Genomic DNA, 17,049 nt, shown 5'->3' with positions numbered 1-17,049 from the left:
TTATATTTGTACATTAACATTTTAAACTTAAATAATAAATATTATGGCTTTTGAATTACCAGCGTTAGCATACGCAACAGACGCATTAGAACCGCATATTGATAAATTAACTATGGAAATTCACCATGGTAAACATCACCAAGCTTATGTTACAAACTTAAATAAAGCTTTAGAAGGTAAGCCTGAGGCTAATTCGAACATTGAAGATATCATTAAAAATATTTCTAAATTCCCTGCAGCTGTTCGTAATAACGGAGGTGGTCACTATAATCACTCTCTATTCTGGACAGTTCTTGGCCCAAATAAAGGTGGTGAACCAACTGGCGATTTAGCTAAAGCAATTAACGAAGCTTTTGGTTCTTTCGCAGACTTTAAAACTAAAATTCAAGATGCTGGAGCAACTCGTTTTGGTTCTGGTTGGGCTTGGCTTTCTGTAGGGGCAGATAAAAAACTAGTTATTTCTTCAACTCCCAACCAAGATAATCCATTAATGGATATTGCAGAAGTAAAAGGCACACCAATTTTTGGTATTGATGTTTGGGAGCATGCTTATTATCTAAAATATCAAAATATGCGTCCATCTTATTTGGCTGCAATTTGGAATGTTGTAAACTGGGATGCAGTAGCAGAGCGTTACAAAAAAGCACTATAATTTTCTTTTTTTAGAAAAGCAAAAGCGGGGCAACTATTAAAGTTAGCCCCACTTTTCGTTTATACAATGAAAAATCGTATCCACTCCAATCGGGTTGAATTAAGGCAAAACATCGCAAGAAACCACAACTAATAGTCATCCTTTTAGGTTTTAAGTTATTATTTCTTAATAATTTCGTAAATTGCGAGTTCAAAAATGTTTTCAATGAAGAAGTTAATTTTTTTATTCCTTTTAATAGCAGGTTTTGCACTTCCAACTTTTGCTCAACAAAAAACACCAACTGCAGAAGAACTGGCAAAAAAAAACGTAGATGAATTAGAGAAGCGTTTGACATTAAGTTCAACTCAAAGAAGCATTGCATATAATTACGTTTTTAACATGTATAAAGAGCAATTATTGCTTTTTAAAAAGCAACAAGCTGGTACATATAAAGACGAAGATGAAACCAAAATTTACAGGCTACAAAACGAAACCAACGCTAACATTAAAGCCGTTTTAAAACCCGAACAAATCATCGAATTTAATAAACTGATTGAGGAGCGTTTAAGTGGAGTAGACCCAACGAAGAAAAAGAAAAAGAAAAAAGGTGAAGAAGAGGAAAAGGTTGTGGGTATTGAAGGATTAAAAACAAAGGGGAATAACTAAATTCCAATCACATCTTTCTTTTTGTGGTTTTTCATAGTTTTAGGAATAACTGCTAATATTTCTTCACGCAAAGCGTTTAACATTCTTTTTTTAATAAAGTTTTTGTGTGTCACCAAGCTAATTTCCCGAACAGGTTCTGGCGATTTGAAATAGCGTACTTTATTAAGTTGTTTTGCGCTTAAATCAGCTAAAGCTAACTCTGGTAATAATGTTGCTCCATCATTAACATCTACCATTCTAATTAAAGTTTCTACACTCCCTGTATTATAGGTTAATGATTGTAAACGGTTATTTTTTGTCGAGCGGCAAATATTCAATACCTGTGAACGCATACAATGACCTTCATTTAAAAGCCATATATTCTCGTCTTCTAAATCATCAGCATCAATAGTTCTCTTCTTATAAAGCTTACTGTTTTTACTAATGTAGCTTACAAAATTCTCATAATATAAAGGCATTTCGCTAATATTAGCATCAACTAAAGGAGTAGCTAAAATGCCACAATCAATTACTCCAGTTTTAAGATGATGAATGATATCTTCCGTAGTATATTCCCATATTAATAATTTCAAGTCTGGGTATTTCTCTAACATTGAAGCAATTACTTCAGGCAATAAATAAGGTGCAATTGTTGGTATGATGCCAATTTTTAATTCGCCAATTACATCTTGTTGCTGACTGCTTATAATTTCTTTTATTTTCTTGTTCTCTTGTAAAACGATACGTGCTTGCGCAATAATTTGTGCCCCAATTTCAGTAGGGATAATAGGTTGTTTGCTTCTGTCGAATATTTTAACGTTTAAAAATTCTTCCAACTTTTGTACTTGCATACTTAGTGTAGGTTGTGTTACGAAGCATTTATCAGCGGCGCTTACAAAGCTTCGATAGGTATCTACAGCTACAATATATTCGAGTTGAATTAAGGTCATATAGTTAAAATTGATTATTAAATTTAAATATATAAATTTTGATGATAATATAAAAATTAGATTATCTATTTAGTTCGGTAAGCAATTAAACAAAACAAAAGAATGATCCAATTACTATTGCTAATTAAATCTTACTTTTGTGTTATAAAAATTTAAGCGTGGGTAAAGATAAATTAAGGAAATTTGCAGAGATAGATACTTTTCCAAATGTATACCAATTGCATTTAGGCAAAGTTATGAAGGGAAAATGGGCTTCAGATCATTTTAAGAATGAAAATCCTGTTGTATTGGAGTTAGCTTGTGGGAAGGGTGAGTATTCGGTAAACTTAGCAAGGTTATTTCCAGAAAAGAATTTTATTGGTATAGATTTAAAAGGAAATCGAATTTGGCGAGGTGCTAGAACTGGTGTAGATGAAGGCATCCAAAATTTGGCATTTTTGCGTATTCAAATTGAAGATATTTTAGAATACTTCGCGGCTGGAGAAGTTGATGAAATCTGGATAACATTTGCAGATCCACAACCACAAGAAAGTAGAGAGAAGAAACGCCTAACGTACCCAGGATTTTTGGACAAGTATAAAATTCTATTAAAACCAGGTGGTAAAATAAATTTAAAAACGGATAACGATGGTTTGTACGCTTATACTTGCGAAAAAGTAGCGGAATTAAATCTCATTACTCATAAAAATACTAATCATTTATATCAATCAGAATTTGCTGATGAGGTTTTATCTATAAAAACTCATTACGAAAGAATATATTTAAAACACGATAAAAACATCAATTATATTCAATTTTCATTTAGCTAATGGAAGCATCATTTTATGAACAAGTGTTTGAAATTGCTAGGTTAGTACCGAAAGGAAGAGTGACATCATATGGGGCAATTGCTAAAGCTTTAGGTGCAGGTGGTTCTGCTCGTATGGTTGGTTATGCAATGAGTAATGCAGGAATTGCACAACCAAAAGTTCCTGCACATAGAGTGGTGAATAGCAGCGGATTATTAACTGGGAAATTCCATTTTTCCCCGCCAGAATTAATGCAACAACTGTTAGAACAGGAAGGTATAAAAGTTGAAAATGATAAAATAAGAGATTTTAAGAAAGTGTTTTGGAATCCTTTAGAAGAGATAATTTAATTAGTTTTTGCTTTAAAATTTGTTAAAATAAATATGATAAAGATAGTTATAGCCAAAGCGGCATAATAAAAATGATCTATCATATTTTTTCTAAACACAGTAAGAGCGAGAACAGCTAAAGTGAAACTCACCACAAGTTCAATAATTCCATGAACTGGGAATGGGATCAATCTTATTACTCCACCTTTAAACATGGTGACTAATGTGAGCAAAAGATGAATGCCGCCAAGGATCATTGAAAAGGTTGCTGCAGTAGTTGATAAACCAATTATATTTGGGGCTACAATTAAAAAGATTACAAATACATAATCTAAAATAGCGTGAATTTTAGGGGAAATAATTTTCATTGTCGTTTAGATTGATTTCTTGAAATTAAGAAAAAATATTATTCAATATGGGAAAACTAGTAGAAGAATTTAACAGCTATCGTACAAAAATGAACGATAGAATTATGGAATCATCCAATACAAATATTAAGCGGTTTTTTGCTTTAGATACTACAACTTATGCAGATGGAGCTTTAAATGTAAAAACTAAAGAAATGCTTGGTTTGGTAGCTTCCATGGTGCTTCGTTGCGATGATTGCATTAAATATCATTTAGAAAAATGCTATAACGAAGGCGTTAGCCATGCGGAAATGAACGAAGTATTTATGATTGCAAATTTAGTGGGCGGCTCAATCGTTATCCCTCATTATAGAAGAGCAGTTGAGTACTGGGATGAGCTAAATTCAAATTCTTAATAAAAATTATGGATCAGAATTCTCTTAAACGCTGTCATTGGTGCGGCACAGATGAGCTTTACATTAAATATCATGATGATGAATGGGGAAAGCCTGTTTTTGATGATAAAATTTTATTCGAATTTTTAATTTTAGAAGGAGCGCAAGCAGGTTTGAGTTGGATTACCATTTTACGACGTCGAGAAGGGTATAAAAAAGCATTTGCCAACTTTGATGTACAAAAAGTTGCTGCTTTTACAGAAGCTGATGTAGAAAGATTAATGAAGGACGAGGGAATTATTCGAAATCGATTGAAAATTAATTCGACCATAAAAAATGCAAAGTTGTTTATTGCTCTCCAGGAAGAATTTGGTTCTTTTGCCGATTATATTTGGGCGTATATGCCTAACAAAAAGCCCATTATTAACGACTTTAAAAATGGTGGAATTCCAGTAAGTACTGAAATTTCAGATGCTATAGCAAAAGATATGAAGAAAAGAGGCTTTAAGTTTTTTGGAACAACAATTTGTTATGCGTTCATGCAAGCAACCGGAATGGTAAACGATCACGAAATTGGCTGTATAGCTAGATAATAGCAAGCAAAAAGATTAAAATTACTTTTTACCAGACGAATTATAAGCTTTGATGTAGGCGACCAAATTTTTTGCATCAAAACTTTCGGTAGCCTTTATACTTTCGGCTAAATCATCATCATTAGTTAGCTTTTGTAATAATATTGTTTTTACAACATTACTGTTGTCCAAATTAACTTCTTGCATTGGTCCAGTTCCTGGTTTTTCTAAAAAATAACTAATCTTGCCTTTAGGCCCTGCACTTCCCTCATCGTCATTTCTTCGGCTACCGCCTCCAATAGTTATACCCCCACCAATTCCACCCCCAAAACCGCCGCTACCAATCCCAACTCCAAAAGTTGGCCTAACTTTTACTTTCGGCTGAGGTGCTTGTGCTATTACTCCCTTATCGCCGTATGAATATAAATTTACAGTACCAGTTTCAAGCACTTTAAAAAAACGAAATTCCATTTTTTTCTTTATAACGATGGGTTTACTTACATAAGTTTCTCCATTCCACACAAAAGATTGGATATCCTTTGCTTGATATTCTACAATGGTTTGGTCGTCTTGCATTATGGCAACCGAACTAAAATTTGTGCCTTTTATTACGCCTCGAACAAAATTCCCTTCGCTAATTAAAACAGCATCTTGCGCAAATAACTTAGCGCTATATAGGAGAAATACGAACAAAAATTTAAATGCTTTCATACGCATAAATAACGTTAATTTTCGGGTCTTGTTGCGCCATACAGATAAAGATAAGGAGCAAAGAATAAAGATAATAAAGAAAAATAAAATCTAAATACCATTATCAAATTTGATGGCTATTATTAACTTTACACTTATCATGGATAATAAAAAACTTTTCCTTTTAGATGGGATGGCGCTAATTTACAGAGCGCATTTTGCATTGAGTAAAAACCCTCGTTTTACGTCAAGTGGTGTAAATACATCAGCTGTTATGGGCTTCGCGAACACGTTAATGGAGGTATTGAAGAAGGAAAAGCCCTCTCATATTGCTGTAGTTTTTGATACAGAAGCACCAACTGAAAGACATACAGATTTCGTGGCGTATAAAGCACATCGAGAAGCAATGCCAGAGGATTTAGCGAAAGCATTACCCTACATCTTTAAACTAATCGAAGGATTTAATATTCCTGTAATTACAAAAGATGGTTTTGAGGCAGATGATATTATTGGAACCATGGCAAAGGAAGCCGAAAAAAGAGGTTTTCAGGTATATTGTATGACACCCGATAAGGATTTCGCACAATTAGTTTCAGAAAACATTTTCATTTACAAACCTGCTCGCATGGGCAATGAAATGGAAATATTAGGAGTAAAAGAAGTTTTAGCCAAATGGGAAATTGAAAATGTACTTCAGGTTATAGATATTTTAGGTCTTTGGGGCGATGCAGTTGATAATATTCCAGGTATCCCAGGTATTGGAGAAAAGACCGCAAAATTGTTGATTAAACAATATGGTAGCATGGAAAATATTATCGCCAATAGCCATGAACTTAAAGGAAAACAGAGAGAAAATGTAGAAAATTTTGCAGAACAAGGTTTAGTTTCTAAAAAATTAGCTACTATCATTTTAAATGTTCCAGTAGAATTTAATGAAGAAAAATTAATTGTTGAAGAACCAAGTAGGGAATTGTTAGAACCTTTATTTGCTGAACTTGAGTTTAGAACAATAGGCAGAAGAGTTTTTGGAGAAGATTTCAGTATAAACGATTCTAAAAATACAAGTCAGCAAAAAGATTTATTTGGTAATGATGTAGAAACAAAACGAAAAGATTTTACCGAACAGCCATCGTTATTTGATACGCCAATTGATGCAAAAAATATAGCTAATACCCCACATCAGTATTTTTTAATTGATACTCCCGCACAACGGAAAGAGTTAATTGATCTTTTATTAGCGCAACCCAGCATTTCTTTTGATACAGAAACGACTGGAACTGATGCAAATTTGGCAGATTTGGTGGGTTTATCATTTTCAATAAAAACTGGAGAAGGTTATTATATTCCATTGACGGATGATAGAGTAATTGCACAAAGTATCCTCGATGAGTTTAGAATAGTGTTAGAAAATGAAAATATTGTTAAGATAGGACAGAATATCAAATACGATATGTTGGTACTAAAATGGTACGATGTCCAAGTGAAAGGGAAGTTATTCGATACCATGTTGGCTCATTATTTAATTGATCCAGATACGCGTCATAATATGGATGTTCTAGCTGAAAATTATTTAGGTTATACACCTATTTCTATTACTACTTTGATTGGAGCAAAAGGTAAATCGCAAGGAAATATGCGAGATGTACCTGTAGAAAATGTGGTAGATTATGCCGCGGAAGATGCAGACGTGACCTTACAATTAGCAAACATTTTCGAGCCGATGCTGAAGGAGAGAAATGCAATTAAATTGGCAGAAGAGATAGAAAATCCATTAGTATATGTATTGGCTGATATCGAGAAGGAAGGTGTTAAAATTGATATTGAAACCTTAAACGCATATTCAATTGAATTACAAACTGAGATTACCAAAGCTGAGGAAAGTGTATATGAGAAAGCTGGATTGAAGTTCAATCTAGCATCACCAAAACAATTGGGCGAAGTACTATTTGATCATTTAAAATTAGATCCGAAAGCTAAAAAGACAAAAACAGGCCAGTATCAAACTGGCGAAGACGTGTTGACTTATTTAGCGAGTAAAAATGATATTGTCCAAAATATTTTAGATTTCCGCCAGCTTCAAAAATTAAAATCAACTTATGTAGATGCTTTGCCTTTAATGGTAAATCCTAAAACTGGCCGAGTTCATACGTCATATAATCAGGCAGTTGCAGCAACAGGAAGATTAAGTTCTAATAATCCTAATTTGCAAAATATTCCTATTCGTACAGAGCGAGGTCGAGAAGTGCGTAAAGCGTTTATTGCCAGAGATGAAGATCATATTTTGTTATCTGCCGATTATTCGCAAATCGAATTGCGCATTATTGCGGAAATAAGTAAGGAAGAAAATATGTTAGATGCATTTAGTAAGGGCATAGATATTCACACTGCAACGGCTGCTAAAGTTTATGGAATTTCCATAGAAGAGGTTGATTCTACTCAACGTAGAAATGCAAAAGCGGTAAATTTTGGAATTATTTATGGTCAATCGGCATTTGGTTTATCGCAAAATTTAAATATTCCACGTAAAGAAGCTGCAGAAATAATTGAACAATATTTTATACAATATCCAGGCATTAAAAGATACATGAGCGACACTATGAATTTTGCTCGTGAAAACGGATTTGTAGAAACTATAATGGGCAGAAGAAGATATTTAAGGGATATTAATTCGGCAAATCAAACCGTTAGAGGTTATGCAGAGCGAAATGCAATTAATGCGCCCATACAAGGCTCTGCGGCAGATTTAATTAAGATTGCCATGATCAATATTCATAAAGATATGCAAGACCAAAAATTAGGCTCTAAAATGACAATGCAGGTGCATGATGAGCTAGTTTTTGATGTTTTGAAAACCGAAGTCGAGGAAATGAAAGCCATCATTACACATCGAATGAAGACAGCAATTAAAACCCAAGTACCTATAGAAATTGAAATTGGTCAAGGTCATAATTGGTTGGCAGCGCATTAGGATCCATCAGCATGAAAAGGATAATTTTTTTAACTGTTACAATATTAGGAATTGGTAACCAGGTTTTTGCGCAGCAAGATACCACCACAGTTTTCTCTAGTCCGGGTTATACTAAAGATCCATTGCGTTCTAAATGGACTAAGACTGTTGAACAAAAAGATAGTTTATGGGTGGTGTATTTTTATAATAAAAAGAATATTCTCCAAGAAACAATCAGCTTTGCTGATAAAAAATTAGAAGTTAGAAAAGGCCCTTATGCTTTTTACGACAATAATAATTTAAAAGAAGAAGGTAATTACGAAAAAGGTTACAAGAATGGTGTATGGAAAAAATATTATCCTAATCATCAACTTGCAGAAAACGCGTATTATGCTTGGGGTAATTTACATAGTGTTTTTAAATCCTATTGGGATAATAACCAACTTAAAAAGGAAGGGAAATATTTTCGTGGTAAAAAGATTAGTGTTTGGAGGTTATTTTATTCTGATGGAAAACCAGCTTTTAAAGAAAGATATACTGAACAAGGTGAGTTTATAGATGGAGTATATTTTGATCAAGAAGGAAAGAATGTGGCTAGCACTTTAATTATACAGCCACCAAGTTTTCCTGGTGGAGCGCAAGCCTTTAATCGTTTTTTAGTTAAGGCAATTAGATATCCAGCAAATGCTGTAAAAAATAAAACTCAGGGTACTGTAATATTAGAGTTTATGGTAATGGACGATGGAAAAATTGAGGATGTTAAGGTGAAGGAAAGCCCAGATCCAGAATTGAGCAGAGAAGCTATAAGAGTTTTGAATGCTTCAATGAATTGGATTCCTGCTAAAGAGTTAGGCGAGCCTATCAATATGCACAATACTGTTCCGATTACATTTCAACTTGGAAATTAGGTTATTAACTTCATTTAATCTTCATTTATAATGAGGACTTTAGATCAATAAAAACAAAGAAAACATGAAAAAATTATTAGGTCTTATTGCGATTGCAGTATTGGGTATCAGTACTACTTTTGCACAAACAGCTGCTCCAGCAGCAAAAGCAGCAACTAAAAAAACTACAGCCAAAGCTCAAGTTAAAGTTGCAGCTCCTGTAGCTAAAGTTGAAACAAAAACAACAGTTGTAAAAGCTACTGCTCCTGTGGCGGTTAAAAAAGAAGTTAAAAAAGTAACGGTTGCTCCAAGTGCAGGCCTTAAAAAAGATGGCACGCCAGATATGCGTTTGAAAGCTAATAAAGCAGCTAAAGTTGCTGGTCCTAAGAAAAAAGATGGCACTGCTGATATGCGTTACAAAGTAAACAAAGAAGCAGCAAAGAAAAACTAAGTCATAACTAGTTGTAAAGTAAAAAGCCTTCCAGTTTCTGGAAGGCTTTTTTTATAAATCTATTGTTTCTCCAATAGCTGGAAGAAATAATAATTTTTGCGCTCGTTTGAAACTTTCAACAGCAGCTTTAGAATCGATTTCTATTACTGGAAAAGTATCATAATGCACTCCAATAATTTTATTACAATTGATATAATTAGAGGCAATAACAGCGTCATCAACATCCATTGTGTAATTACCTCCAATAGGTAAAATAGCATAATCTAATTTGTAGAGATCAGCTAATAATTTCATTTCTATAGTTAAGCCAGTATCACCAGCAAAATAAATTTGTTTATGATCTAATTCTAGAACAAAACCAGCCGGATTTCCTCCATAACTTCCATCTGGTAAGCCAGCAGAATGTGTCGCCCAAACCATGCGTACTATTCCAAAATCAAAAGTATGTTTGCCAAAATTCATTGGATGCACATTTTCAATTCCTTGTTTCATTACCCATCCAATTACTTCTGGTATAGCAATAACTTGTGCTTTTGTTTGTTTTGCAAGTTCGATCAAATCGCCTACATGGTCGCCATGCCCATGACTGACCAAAATGTAATCGGCTTCAATTTTTGAAATATCAATTTTACTAGCTAAAGGATTTGAGCTAATAAAAGGATCGAATAAGAGTTTTTTGGTATCTGTTTCTAACAAGAAACAAGATTGTCCGTAGTATGTATATTTCATATCGATTGCTTTTTATCCGCCAAACATACCGCCTAGTCCACCTAACATATCTTTTGTGGCAGCTTGCATTTCAGTTGCGCTAACCTGATCTGCTTGAGATAATGCTTTGTTAACAGCCGTTAATAAAAGTTCTTCAACCTCTTCTTTATCGGCACCTTTGTAAAATTCTTCATCAATTTCTATCGCAGTGATGGCTTTATTTGCTGTTGCTGTTACCCGAATTGCACCACCTTCAACCTCGCCAAATACAGAAATTGTATCTAATCTTTTTTTAATTTCGTCTGCTTTTTGCTGAGCAGCCATTAATTTATCAAACATGATTTTAATTTTTAATATAAGTGGAAAATAAGAGAAATTGTTTTAAAATTAGCTGCGTTTTTTTCTAGGCTTAGCACGCTCATATTGCGACGGCCATTTTACATCGTCCCCTAATTCGAAAGCAGCATGTAAAGGGAAATATGGGTTTCTTAAAAACTCTCTCGCAATAAAAATTAAATCTGCTTGCCCGTTTTGCAAGATTGTTTCAGCTTGTTTTGCTTCCGTAATTAAACCAACAGCACCAGTTAAAATTCCAGTTTGCTTTTTAATATCTTCAGCAAACTGAACTTGGTATCCAGGAGATAATGGAATATCTTGTGCTAAAGTTAGTCCTCCAGAAGAAGTGTCAACCAAATCAATACCTTTAGTTTTTAGCAAAGCAGATAAACGAACCGATTCATTTGCGGTCCATCCTCCTTCGGCCCAATCTGTTGCCGAAATACGAACGAATAGTGGATTTTCGGTAGGCCAAACTTCTTGAACACTTTCTATAACTTCAAGCAATAAACGTATTCTGTTTTCAAAACTACCACCATATTTATCATCTCTTTGATTGTTTAATGGCGATAAAAATTGATGTAACAAATAACCATGTGCAGCATGGATTTCAATTACTTTAAAACCTGCTTTTATAGCTCTTTGGGTTGCGGTTTTAAAATCTGATTTTACCTTTTCGATTCCATCGATAGTTAATGCAATTGGAGTTTTATCTGTCGGATTAAATGGAATAGCACTAGCTGAAACAGTATCCCAACCACCGTTTTCTTTATCTAATTGTAATGGGTTTTCCCAAGGGATATCAAAACTAGCTTTTCTCCCAGCATGAGCTAATTGAATACCAGCAACAGAGCCGTTAGCATGAATAAAATCAGTAATTTCTTTGAATTTTTCGATGTGTTCATCTTTCCAAATTCCTAAATCGCCTATAGAAATTCTTCCTTCTGGAGAAACTGCAGTTGCTTCAGCTATAATTAAGGCTGCACCTCCAACTGCTCTACTGCCTAAATGAACTAAGTGCCAATTATTTGGAAAACCTTCTGTTGCAGAATACTCGCACATTGGAGAAACCACAATTCTGTTTTTTAGGGTAATATTTTTTATGTTAATAGGTGTGAAAAGTAATGACATCTTCTATAATTTTGGGCAAATTAACAATATGAAATTGGATTTGTTTATAAGGATTACATATCCAAACAATTTAATGACAAGCAATGAATTTTAATTCATCAGTCCTTTATTAAAACCTAAAAATAATTTAAATAAGTTTTCGTAAATGGTAAAAGGTAGAGTTTCAGGTTTATCGAAAACATCATGATAAGCAGAAATTCCACCTTGAGTATATAGAAAAAAAGCAGGAACACCTTTTTCTGTAAAGAAATAATGATCGCTATTTGCAGCTTTTCCCCGTGGATTAATTTTGACTAATAGTTTACTCGCATCATTTACCTGATTTAAAAGAGCAAATTCTTTAGGGTATTGTGTTGCATTTACTACTGTTGCACCAGTTTCTCCGGTACCAACCATATCTACATTAATTAAAAATCTAATTTTTTGTAAATCAATTAATGGGTTTTCTGTGAAGTATTTTGAACCTAGAATTCCGGCTTCTTCTCCTGCAAAGCAAATAAATGCAATGGAATATTTTTGAGGATTTGCTGCATAATATTTTGCTAAACTTAATAAAAATGAAACCCCACTTGCATTATCATTTGCCCCAGGAAAATAAGTGTCTTTTCCCATACCACCTAAATGGTCATAATGTCCGGTAATTAAAATAACTGAGTCAGGTTTTAGAGTTCCTTTAACAACAGCGCAAATATTTGATGCTCTAAATTCTGGCACAAAAACATTCTCAATAGTGGTTTCTATGTTTTTTGGCTTCTCATTGATAGCTGATTTTATGACTGAAATTTCAGTATAATCATTTACTTTTTGTGAAACAGACCAAGTCAATTTATCTTTTAAACTAACCACTATTCTATCGCCATCATCTATAAAGTTCAAACTATCTTTTTCTATTAAATCTGCTTTGGCTTTTACACCAGCACTTGCTTGTCCAACTATAAATTCTTTACCTGGAATTAGCTTTTTACCATTAATTTTCAACTCTATCCCTCCTGGAAATGTATTTACAGAAAATGAAAATGGTTGTTTAAAATCTTTTCCGTTCATGGGCTGTAATCCAAAAGTTTTAAACTGAGATTCTATAAAATCTGCCGCTTTACTCATCCCATTTTTGGTATAACCTCTACCCCAAAACTCTTTAGAGGTTAGTGTATTTAAAGTTTTACGAGTATAATTTATATCCTGCGCAAAACAAGTTAAACTAATAGAAAAGATTAAAAGTAATATGGTTTTTCTCATAAAATGATAATCGCAATAATTAGTTAGCAATATAGTAAAAGCCACAGATGTGCAGATTGTTTCTTGAAATTTTCTTGACTTCAAGTAATCTGCACATCTGTGACCTAGATTTAATGTTATATCGAGTTTATTTTTTTTAGCTTCTTTTTTCTGCCTAACCAAATAATTATTCCCGTAACAGGCATACTTGCTGCAATTAGACTTGCAAAAAAAACCAATATTTTTCCAGGCAAACCCATAATCGCACCTACATGGATGTCATAATTCATTCGGGAAATTTTATCAGCTGTGCTAGCATTAGCAAATTTGCCAAACATGTGTTTTACATCAATTTCTTTTAATGTATGTTGATCAAAATATTGATAGTCTGCTTTCCAATATGTTTCTGGATCTGGGTTTTTAGCAATCTCAATTGCAGCTTTTTCATTCTCTGGAACATGAACATCTAAAATCCCTTTAAATGATGGGTCTTCATTTATAAAACGAGCCCAAAGTTGATCGGCTGCAGCCGCATTTAAATTTAAAGAACCTGTTCTAGTGGTATCAGAAAATGATTCTTCATAAAGAGTCATAGTTTCACCACCAGAACTTACCCAATAAACAGATTTAGCAAACCATTGAAAACCAATTACCATTCCAGATAAAGCAATAAAAATAACGATGAAAGTCATGTAAAAGCCTAAAACGTTATGCAAATCATAGTTTAGCCTACGCCATTTTGATTTTAGCTTTACACTAAAGCGTTGTTTTCTTGCTGCTCTACTTTTTGGCCACCATAAAACTAATCCTGATATTAATAATAGCACAAAAATCATAGTGGCTGTTGTTAATATCGGTTGACCTATTTCTGGAGGCAGCCATAAATAATAATGTCCGTTAATTACAATCCTGAAGAAATCTTCGCTCATGTCTTTAACTTTTATGACTTGCCCAGTATATTGGTCTACAAAAACGATATAATAATATGTAGGTTCTTCATTGTAGTAAACTACTTGTGTTGTTCTTCCAAGCTGATAAGTAATACTATGCGCTTTTTTGTTAGGCAGAGCTTTATCTGCAATTTGTTTTAATTTTGTAGGGGATAGTAAGGACTTATTTTGAACTGCTGTAAAACGATAAGTTTGTACTGCGTCTTCTATTTCTCGTTCAAATGCTAAAATGCAACCAGTTATACCTAAGAAAAACACAAATAGCCCGGATATTAATCCAAGCCATAAGTGCATTTTACCTATCCAATATTTAAAACTTTTAGTTTTTTTCTTTTCGGACATAAAATGATTTAAAATTTATAAGCAATACTTAAACGATAATTCCTTGGCGCCTCTGCTTGCCATGAATAAGCAGGCTGTGTGTAATCTGGCGCATTCCAATAATCAGTATAATAAGCGCCAGAAAATAAATATTTATCTAAAATGTTAAAGGCATTAGCTGTGATCTTTACCTTTTTGTTTTCCCAGAATAAGCCACCATCTAATTTGAAATAATTAGGTAAGTTCTTGTTCGCATTAGAACCATCATAAGTTCCAGTTGCTCTGCCTGCCAAATAAGTAAAACCGCCCGAAATACCAGTTCCTTTAAGTATTCCATTTTGTAAAGTGTAAGTTAACCAAGCATTAGTTGTGTGTTTTGAGAATCCAGGAACAATTTCTCCAACTACAATGCTGGTAACTCCTTCAGCAACCTTTGTAACCTTGCCATCTGTATAAGCATAGTTGGCAATTAATCTTAATCCGTCGGTGATTTCACCTCTTATATCAAATTCAATTCCTTGTGCTCTTTTTTCTCCAACTATAATACTGAATGTTTCACCTGCTTTATTTTTTGGATCGCCTGTGAGCTCATTCTGTTTAATTATCCTGTACGCAGAAATAGTTGTATTCCATTTGCCATCAAACCAATCTTTTTTCAACCCAATTTCATGATTTGTTCCAGTAATTGGATCCGGTGTTTCTCCACTGCGTAATAATCCACTTTGTGGAGTAAAAGCCTCATCATAAACAGCATAAATGGCTGTGTTTTTATCAATAGATACGCTTAACCCAACTCTTGGTGTAAAATGTTTTGCTTTATCAGGAGTACCTCCCCAAGCAGATTGACTTACATATGTATATCTTCCTGCTAAAGTTAAACGAGCTTTGTTATTAAAGAAACCAAGTTCATCTTGTACGTAACCACTAAGGTATTTCTGATCCATTAAGCCACCAGCAGTAATTGCTCTTTGTAATAAAGGAGTTTCTCTATCAAAATTAGGGTAACCATTAGATGGGAAACCATAGTTAGGATTGTTTAAGTCAAATGGAGAAGATGGCAAATCCAAATCATGTGATTGACCCCAATCAGCTAAATAATTTTTCTTTCCACCATCAAAACCAGCAATAATTCTGTGATTTATTCCACCTGTTTTCGCTTGTCCATTGATAAATAATTGAGCTAATTTCATCGTACTTTCAGCATCCCAAATCGCAACATTTCTAATTACAGTATTATTTGCGTTGATTACAGATGGCCAAGAACTTGTTCCATTTTGTAGATATTTAGAGTAAGCCACTTGAGCTGTCAACTTCCAATCTGAACTGAATTTATGTTGTAAGTTTAAAAAAACACTATGATCATTAATTCTTGTAGGTTGTACGCCAGGTTGTGTAAGGGTAAAATTTCTTGGAAGTGAAGCATAACCTCCATCAGGTTTAAAGATGTAATACGATCCGACTTCCGTCATTTTTGCATTTTGTAAAGTGTATTCTGCAGTAATTTTAGTGTTGTTTGATAATTGGTAACTTAAGGACGGAGCAAATGTATATCTGTCATTTTTTTCAAAAGGTCTAAAAGAACCTTTTGTTTGAACTGCCCCATTTAATCTAAAGAGTAATTTACCATCGTTCGTTATTTTATGGTCAAAATCTAAAGTTGTTCGGTATAGATCAAAACTTCCAACAGTGAAAGAAACTTCCCCCTTATTAAATCCAGTAGGTTTTTTAGTTACAACATTATACATTCCACTCGGATCGCCATTGCCCAACATAAAGCCAGCAGGCCCCTTTACAAATTCGATATGTTCAACAATACTCATATCCTCAGTTAATGGCCCCCAGTACGAAGAAACAAAATTGAAACCATTGCGCATGGCTTGGATTTGAGAACCACGCATAGTAATATTGGTATATAAATCTCCCCAATGCTCTAATCTTGTAGCGCCACTTACATTTTTAATTAAACCATCGCTCATACTAATAATCTGCTGATCTTTTAATGTGGAATTACTTACAGTTTGTATATTTTGAGGAGCTTCTATAAGAGGTTCATTTAATCTCAGCGAAGCTGATGGTAAGCTAACTTTATACCGATTGTTTTTGCCTGCAATGGTAACAGCTTCCAAAACTTGACTATTTTCTGTTAAAATGAAATCAACAGTTAATGTTTCTTGGGCTATAATCGTTATATTTTTTTCTTGAGAATTAATACCAACGGCACTAACTTTTATAGTATATGAACCCGGTTTAATTCTTGGAAGCGTATATTCTCCGTTATCATTAGTAACTGCATTTATCGAATTGTTTTTCAAGCTAATGCTTACATAAGCGGCAGGTTTGCCATCGGTACTTGTAATTTTACCTTTAATACTACCATGTTGTTGTGCAAAGGCAAATGAAGAAAAGAAAGTTAAGAGCAAGATAATTGTAAATCGTAATTGTATTCGCATGATTATTTTTATTTGGATTAATTCTAAACAGCTGCAAATTAACAATGAAAAAAAATGTTATCCAAATTATTTTGAACAATTCTAAATAAGAAACTATTATCAAACATAATTTCAGAAAAAGAGGAATAACCAATGGAAGTACTTCAGTAACAACTACTACGCTACAATATGAAATTGATATCCTCTATATCAATTAATAAGAAAATAGGAGCGCAAGGAGGTTCAATCGATAAGTTTATTGAAACTTAATTTCTCTAGTATTTATTTTAGTCAAGTTAGTTTAATAAAACATGAGAAAAGTGCAAA

The 17,049-nt window shown here is 33.6% G+C and carries 18 protein-coding genes; 9 read left to right on the top strand and 9 right to left on the bottom strand.

Features of this window, described 5'->3' with window-relative positions; genetic code table 11:
* Nucleotides 1-43 precede the first annotated feature (43 nt).
* Both HQN85_RS06625 and HQN85_RS06620 read left to right on the top strand, forming a co-directional pair.
* A complete protein-coding gene (locus tag HQN85_RS06625) occupies nucleotides 44-652 on the top strand; it encodes a superoxide dismutase (RefSeq protein ID WP_216847239.1) in 609 nt (202 codons plus the stop codon).
* Between the two features lie 204 nt (nucleotides 653-856).
* A complete protein-coding gene (locus HQN85_RS06620; RefSeq protein ID WP_173270412.1) occupies nucleotides 857-1,297 on the top strand; it encodes a hypothetical protein in 441 nt (146 codons plus the stop codon).
* Here HQN85_RS06620 and HQN85_RS06615 read toward each other — a convergent pair.
* Complete coding sequence (locus tag HQN85_RS06615; RefSeq protein ID WP_173270410.1) at nucleotides 1,294-2,226, bottom strand: hydrogen peroxide-inducible genes activator; 933 nt, start codon at nucleotides 2,224-2,226, stop codon at nucleotides 1,294-1,296. The two genes, HQN85_RS06620 and HQN85_RS06615, sit on opposite strands and share 4 nt — an antisense overlap.
* 158 nt (nucleotides 2,227-2,384) lie before the next feature.
* On the opposite strand from HQN85_RS06615, the gene trmB reads away from it, so the two are divergent.
* Both trmB and HQN85_RS06605 read left to right on the top strand, forming a co-directional pair.
* Nucleotides 2,385-3,035, top strand: a complete 651-nt coding sequence (trmB, locus tag HQN85_RS06610; protein WP_173270407.1) for a tRNA (guanosine(46)-N7)-methyltransferase TrmB — start codon at nucleotides 2,385-2,387, stop codon at nucleotides 3,033-3,035.
* Entirely contained in the window at nucleotides 3,035-3,364 is a 330-nt protein-coding gene (locus tag HQN85_RS06605; RefSeq protein WP_173270404.1) for an MGMT family protein, read from the top strand. Before trmB ends, HQN85_RS06605 begins: the two co-directional genes overlap by 1 nt.
* Here HQN85_RS06605 and HQN85_RS06600 read toward each other — a convergent pair.
* Nucleotides 3,361-3,711 carry a hypothetical protein gene (locus tag HQN85_RS06600; RefSeq protein ID WP_173270401.1) on the bottom strand — a complete coding sequence of 117 codons (351 nt, stop codon included), beginning with the start codon at nucleotides 3,709-3,711 and terminating at the stop codon, nucleotides 3,361-3,363. The two genes, HQN85_RS06605 and HQN85_RS06600, sit on opposite strands and share 4 nt — an antisense overlap.
* A 47-nt stretch (nucleotides 3,712-3,758) precedes the next feature.
* On the opposite strand from HQN85_RS06600, the gene HQN85_RS06595 reads away from it, so the two are divergent.
* Together HQN85_RS06595 and HQN85_RS06590 are read left to right on the top strand one after the other, a co-directional pair.
* Entirely contained in the window at nucleotides 3,759-4,106 is a 348-nt protein-coding gene (locus tag HQN85_RS06595) for a carboxymuconolactone decarboxylase family protein (RefSeq protein WP_173270398.1), read from the top strand.
* Nucleotides 4,107-4,114: 8 nt separating this feature from the next.
* A complete protein-coding gene (locus tag HQN85_RS06590) occupies nucleotides 4,115-4,678 on the top strand; it encodes a DNA-3-methyladenine glycosylase I (RefSeq protein ID WP_173270395.1) in 564 nt (187 codons plus the stop codon).
* A gap of 21 nt (nucleotides 4,679-4,699) precedes the next feature.
* Here the strand turns inward: HQN85_RS06590 and HQN85_RS06585 are convergent, their stop codons facing one another.
* A complete protein-coding gene (locus HQN85_RS06585) occupies nucleotides 4,700-5,368 on the bottom strand; it encodes a hypothetical protein (protein ID WP_246249661.1) in 669 nt (222 codons plus the stop codon).
* Nucleotides 5,369-5,507: 139 nt separating this feature from the next.
* On the opposite strand from HQN85_RS06585, the gene polA reads away from it, so the two are divergent.
* From polA to HQN85_RS06570, 3 genes are all read left to right on the top strand, one after another.
* The gene (polA, locus tag HQN85_RS06580) at nucleotides 5,508-8,315 is read left to right on the top strand and encodes a DNA polymerase I (RefSeq protein WP_173270390.1); all 2,808 of its coding nucleotides are present in this window, start codon (nucleotides 5,508-5,510) and stop codon (nucleotides 8,313-8,315) included.
* Between the two features lie 11 nt (nucleotides 8,316-8,326).
* Nucleotides 8,327-9,202 carry an energy transducer TonB gene (locus tag HQN85_RS06575; RefSeq protein WP_173270387.1) on the top strand — a complete coding sequence of 292 codons (876 nt, stop codon included), beginning with the start codon at nucleotides 8,327-8,329 and terminating at the stop codon, nucleotides 9,200-9,202.
* Between the two features lie 64 nt (nucleotides 9,203-9,266).
* Nucleotides 9,267-9,632 carry a hypothetical protein gene (locus HQN85_RS06570; RefSeq protein ID WP_173270384.1) on the top strand — a complete coding sequence of 122 codons (366 nt, stop codon included), beginning with the start codon at nucleotides 9,267-9,269 and terminating at the stop codon, nucleotides 9,630-9,632.
* Nucleotides 9,633-9,683: 51 nt separating this feature from the next.
* Here the strand turns inward: HQN85_RS06570 and HQN85_RS06565 are convergent, their stop codons facing one another.
* The 6 genes from HQN85_RS06565 to HQN85_RS06540 all read right to left on the bottom strand — a co-directional run bounded on the left by HQN85_RS06565 (nucleotide 9,684) and on the right by HQN85_RS06540 (nucleotide 16,743).
* Nucleotides 9,684-10,361, bottom strand: coding sequence for a metal-dependent hydrolase (locus tag HQN85_RS06565; protein ID WP_173270381.1), 678 nt, complete (start codon nucleotides 10,359-10,361; stop codon nucleotides 9,684-9,686).
* 12 nt (nucleotides 10,362-10,373) lie between these two features.
* Nucleotides 10,374-10,679, bottom strand: a complete 306-nt coding sequence (locus HQN85_RS06560; RefSeq protein WP_173270378.1) for a YbaB/EbfC family nucleoid-associated protein — start codon at nucleotides 10,677-10,679, stop codon at nucleotides 10,374-10,376.
* A gap of 48 nt (nucleotides 10,680-10,727) precedes the next feature.
* Nucleotides 10,728-11,807: an NADPH dehydrogenase NamA gene (gene namA, locus HQN85_RS06555; protein WP_173270375.1), complete on the bottom strand. Its 1,080-nt coding sequence runs from the start codon at nucleotides 11,805-11,807 to the stop codon at nucleotides 10,728-10,730.
* Nucleotides 11,808-11,897: 90 nt separating this feature from the next.
* The gene (locus HQN85_RS06550) at nucleotides 11,898-13,043 is read right to left on the bottom strand and encodes a M28 family metallopeptidase (protein WP_173270372.1); all 1,146 of its coding nucleotides are present in this window, start codon (nucleotides 13,041-13,043) and stop codon (nucleotides 11,898-11,900) included.
* Nucleotides 13,044-13,159: 116 nt separating this feature from the next.
* Nucleotides 13,160-14,314 carry a PepSY-associated TM helix domain-containing protein gene (locus HQN85_RS06545; RefSeq protein ID WP_173270368.1) on the bottom strand — a complete coding sequence of 385 codons (1,155 nt, stop codon included), beginning with the start codon at nucleotides 14,312-14,314 and terminating at the stop codon, nucleotides 13,160-13,162.
* A gap of 8 nt (nucleotides 14,315-14,322) precedes the next feature.
* Nucleotides 14,323-16,743, bottom strand: a complete 2,421-nt coding sequence (locus HQN85_RS06540) for a TonB-dependent receptor (protein WP_173270365.1) — start codon at nucleotides 16,741-16,743, stop codon at nucleotides 14,323-14,325.
* Nucleotides 16,744-17,049 lie beyond the last annotated feature (306 nt).

Origin of the sequence: Pedobacter boryungensis (assembly GCF_013204825.1) — a bacterium.
Lineage (GTDB): Bacteria > Bacteroidota > Bacteroidia > Sphingobacteriales > Sphingobacteriaceae > Pedobacter > Pedobacter boryungensis.
This window is presented reverse-complemented; position numbering and strand designations above follow the sequence as displayed.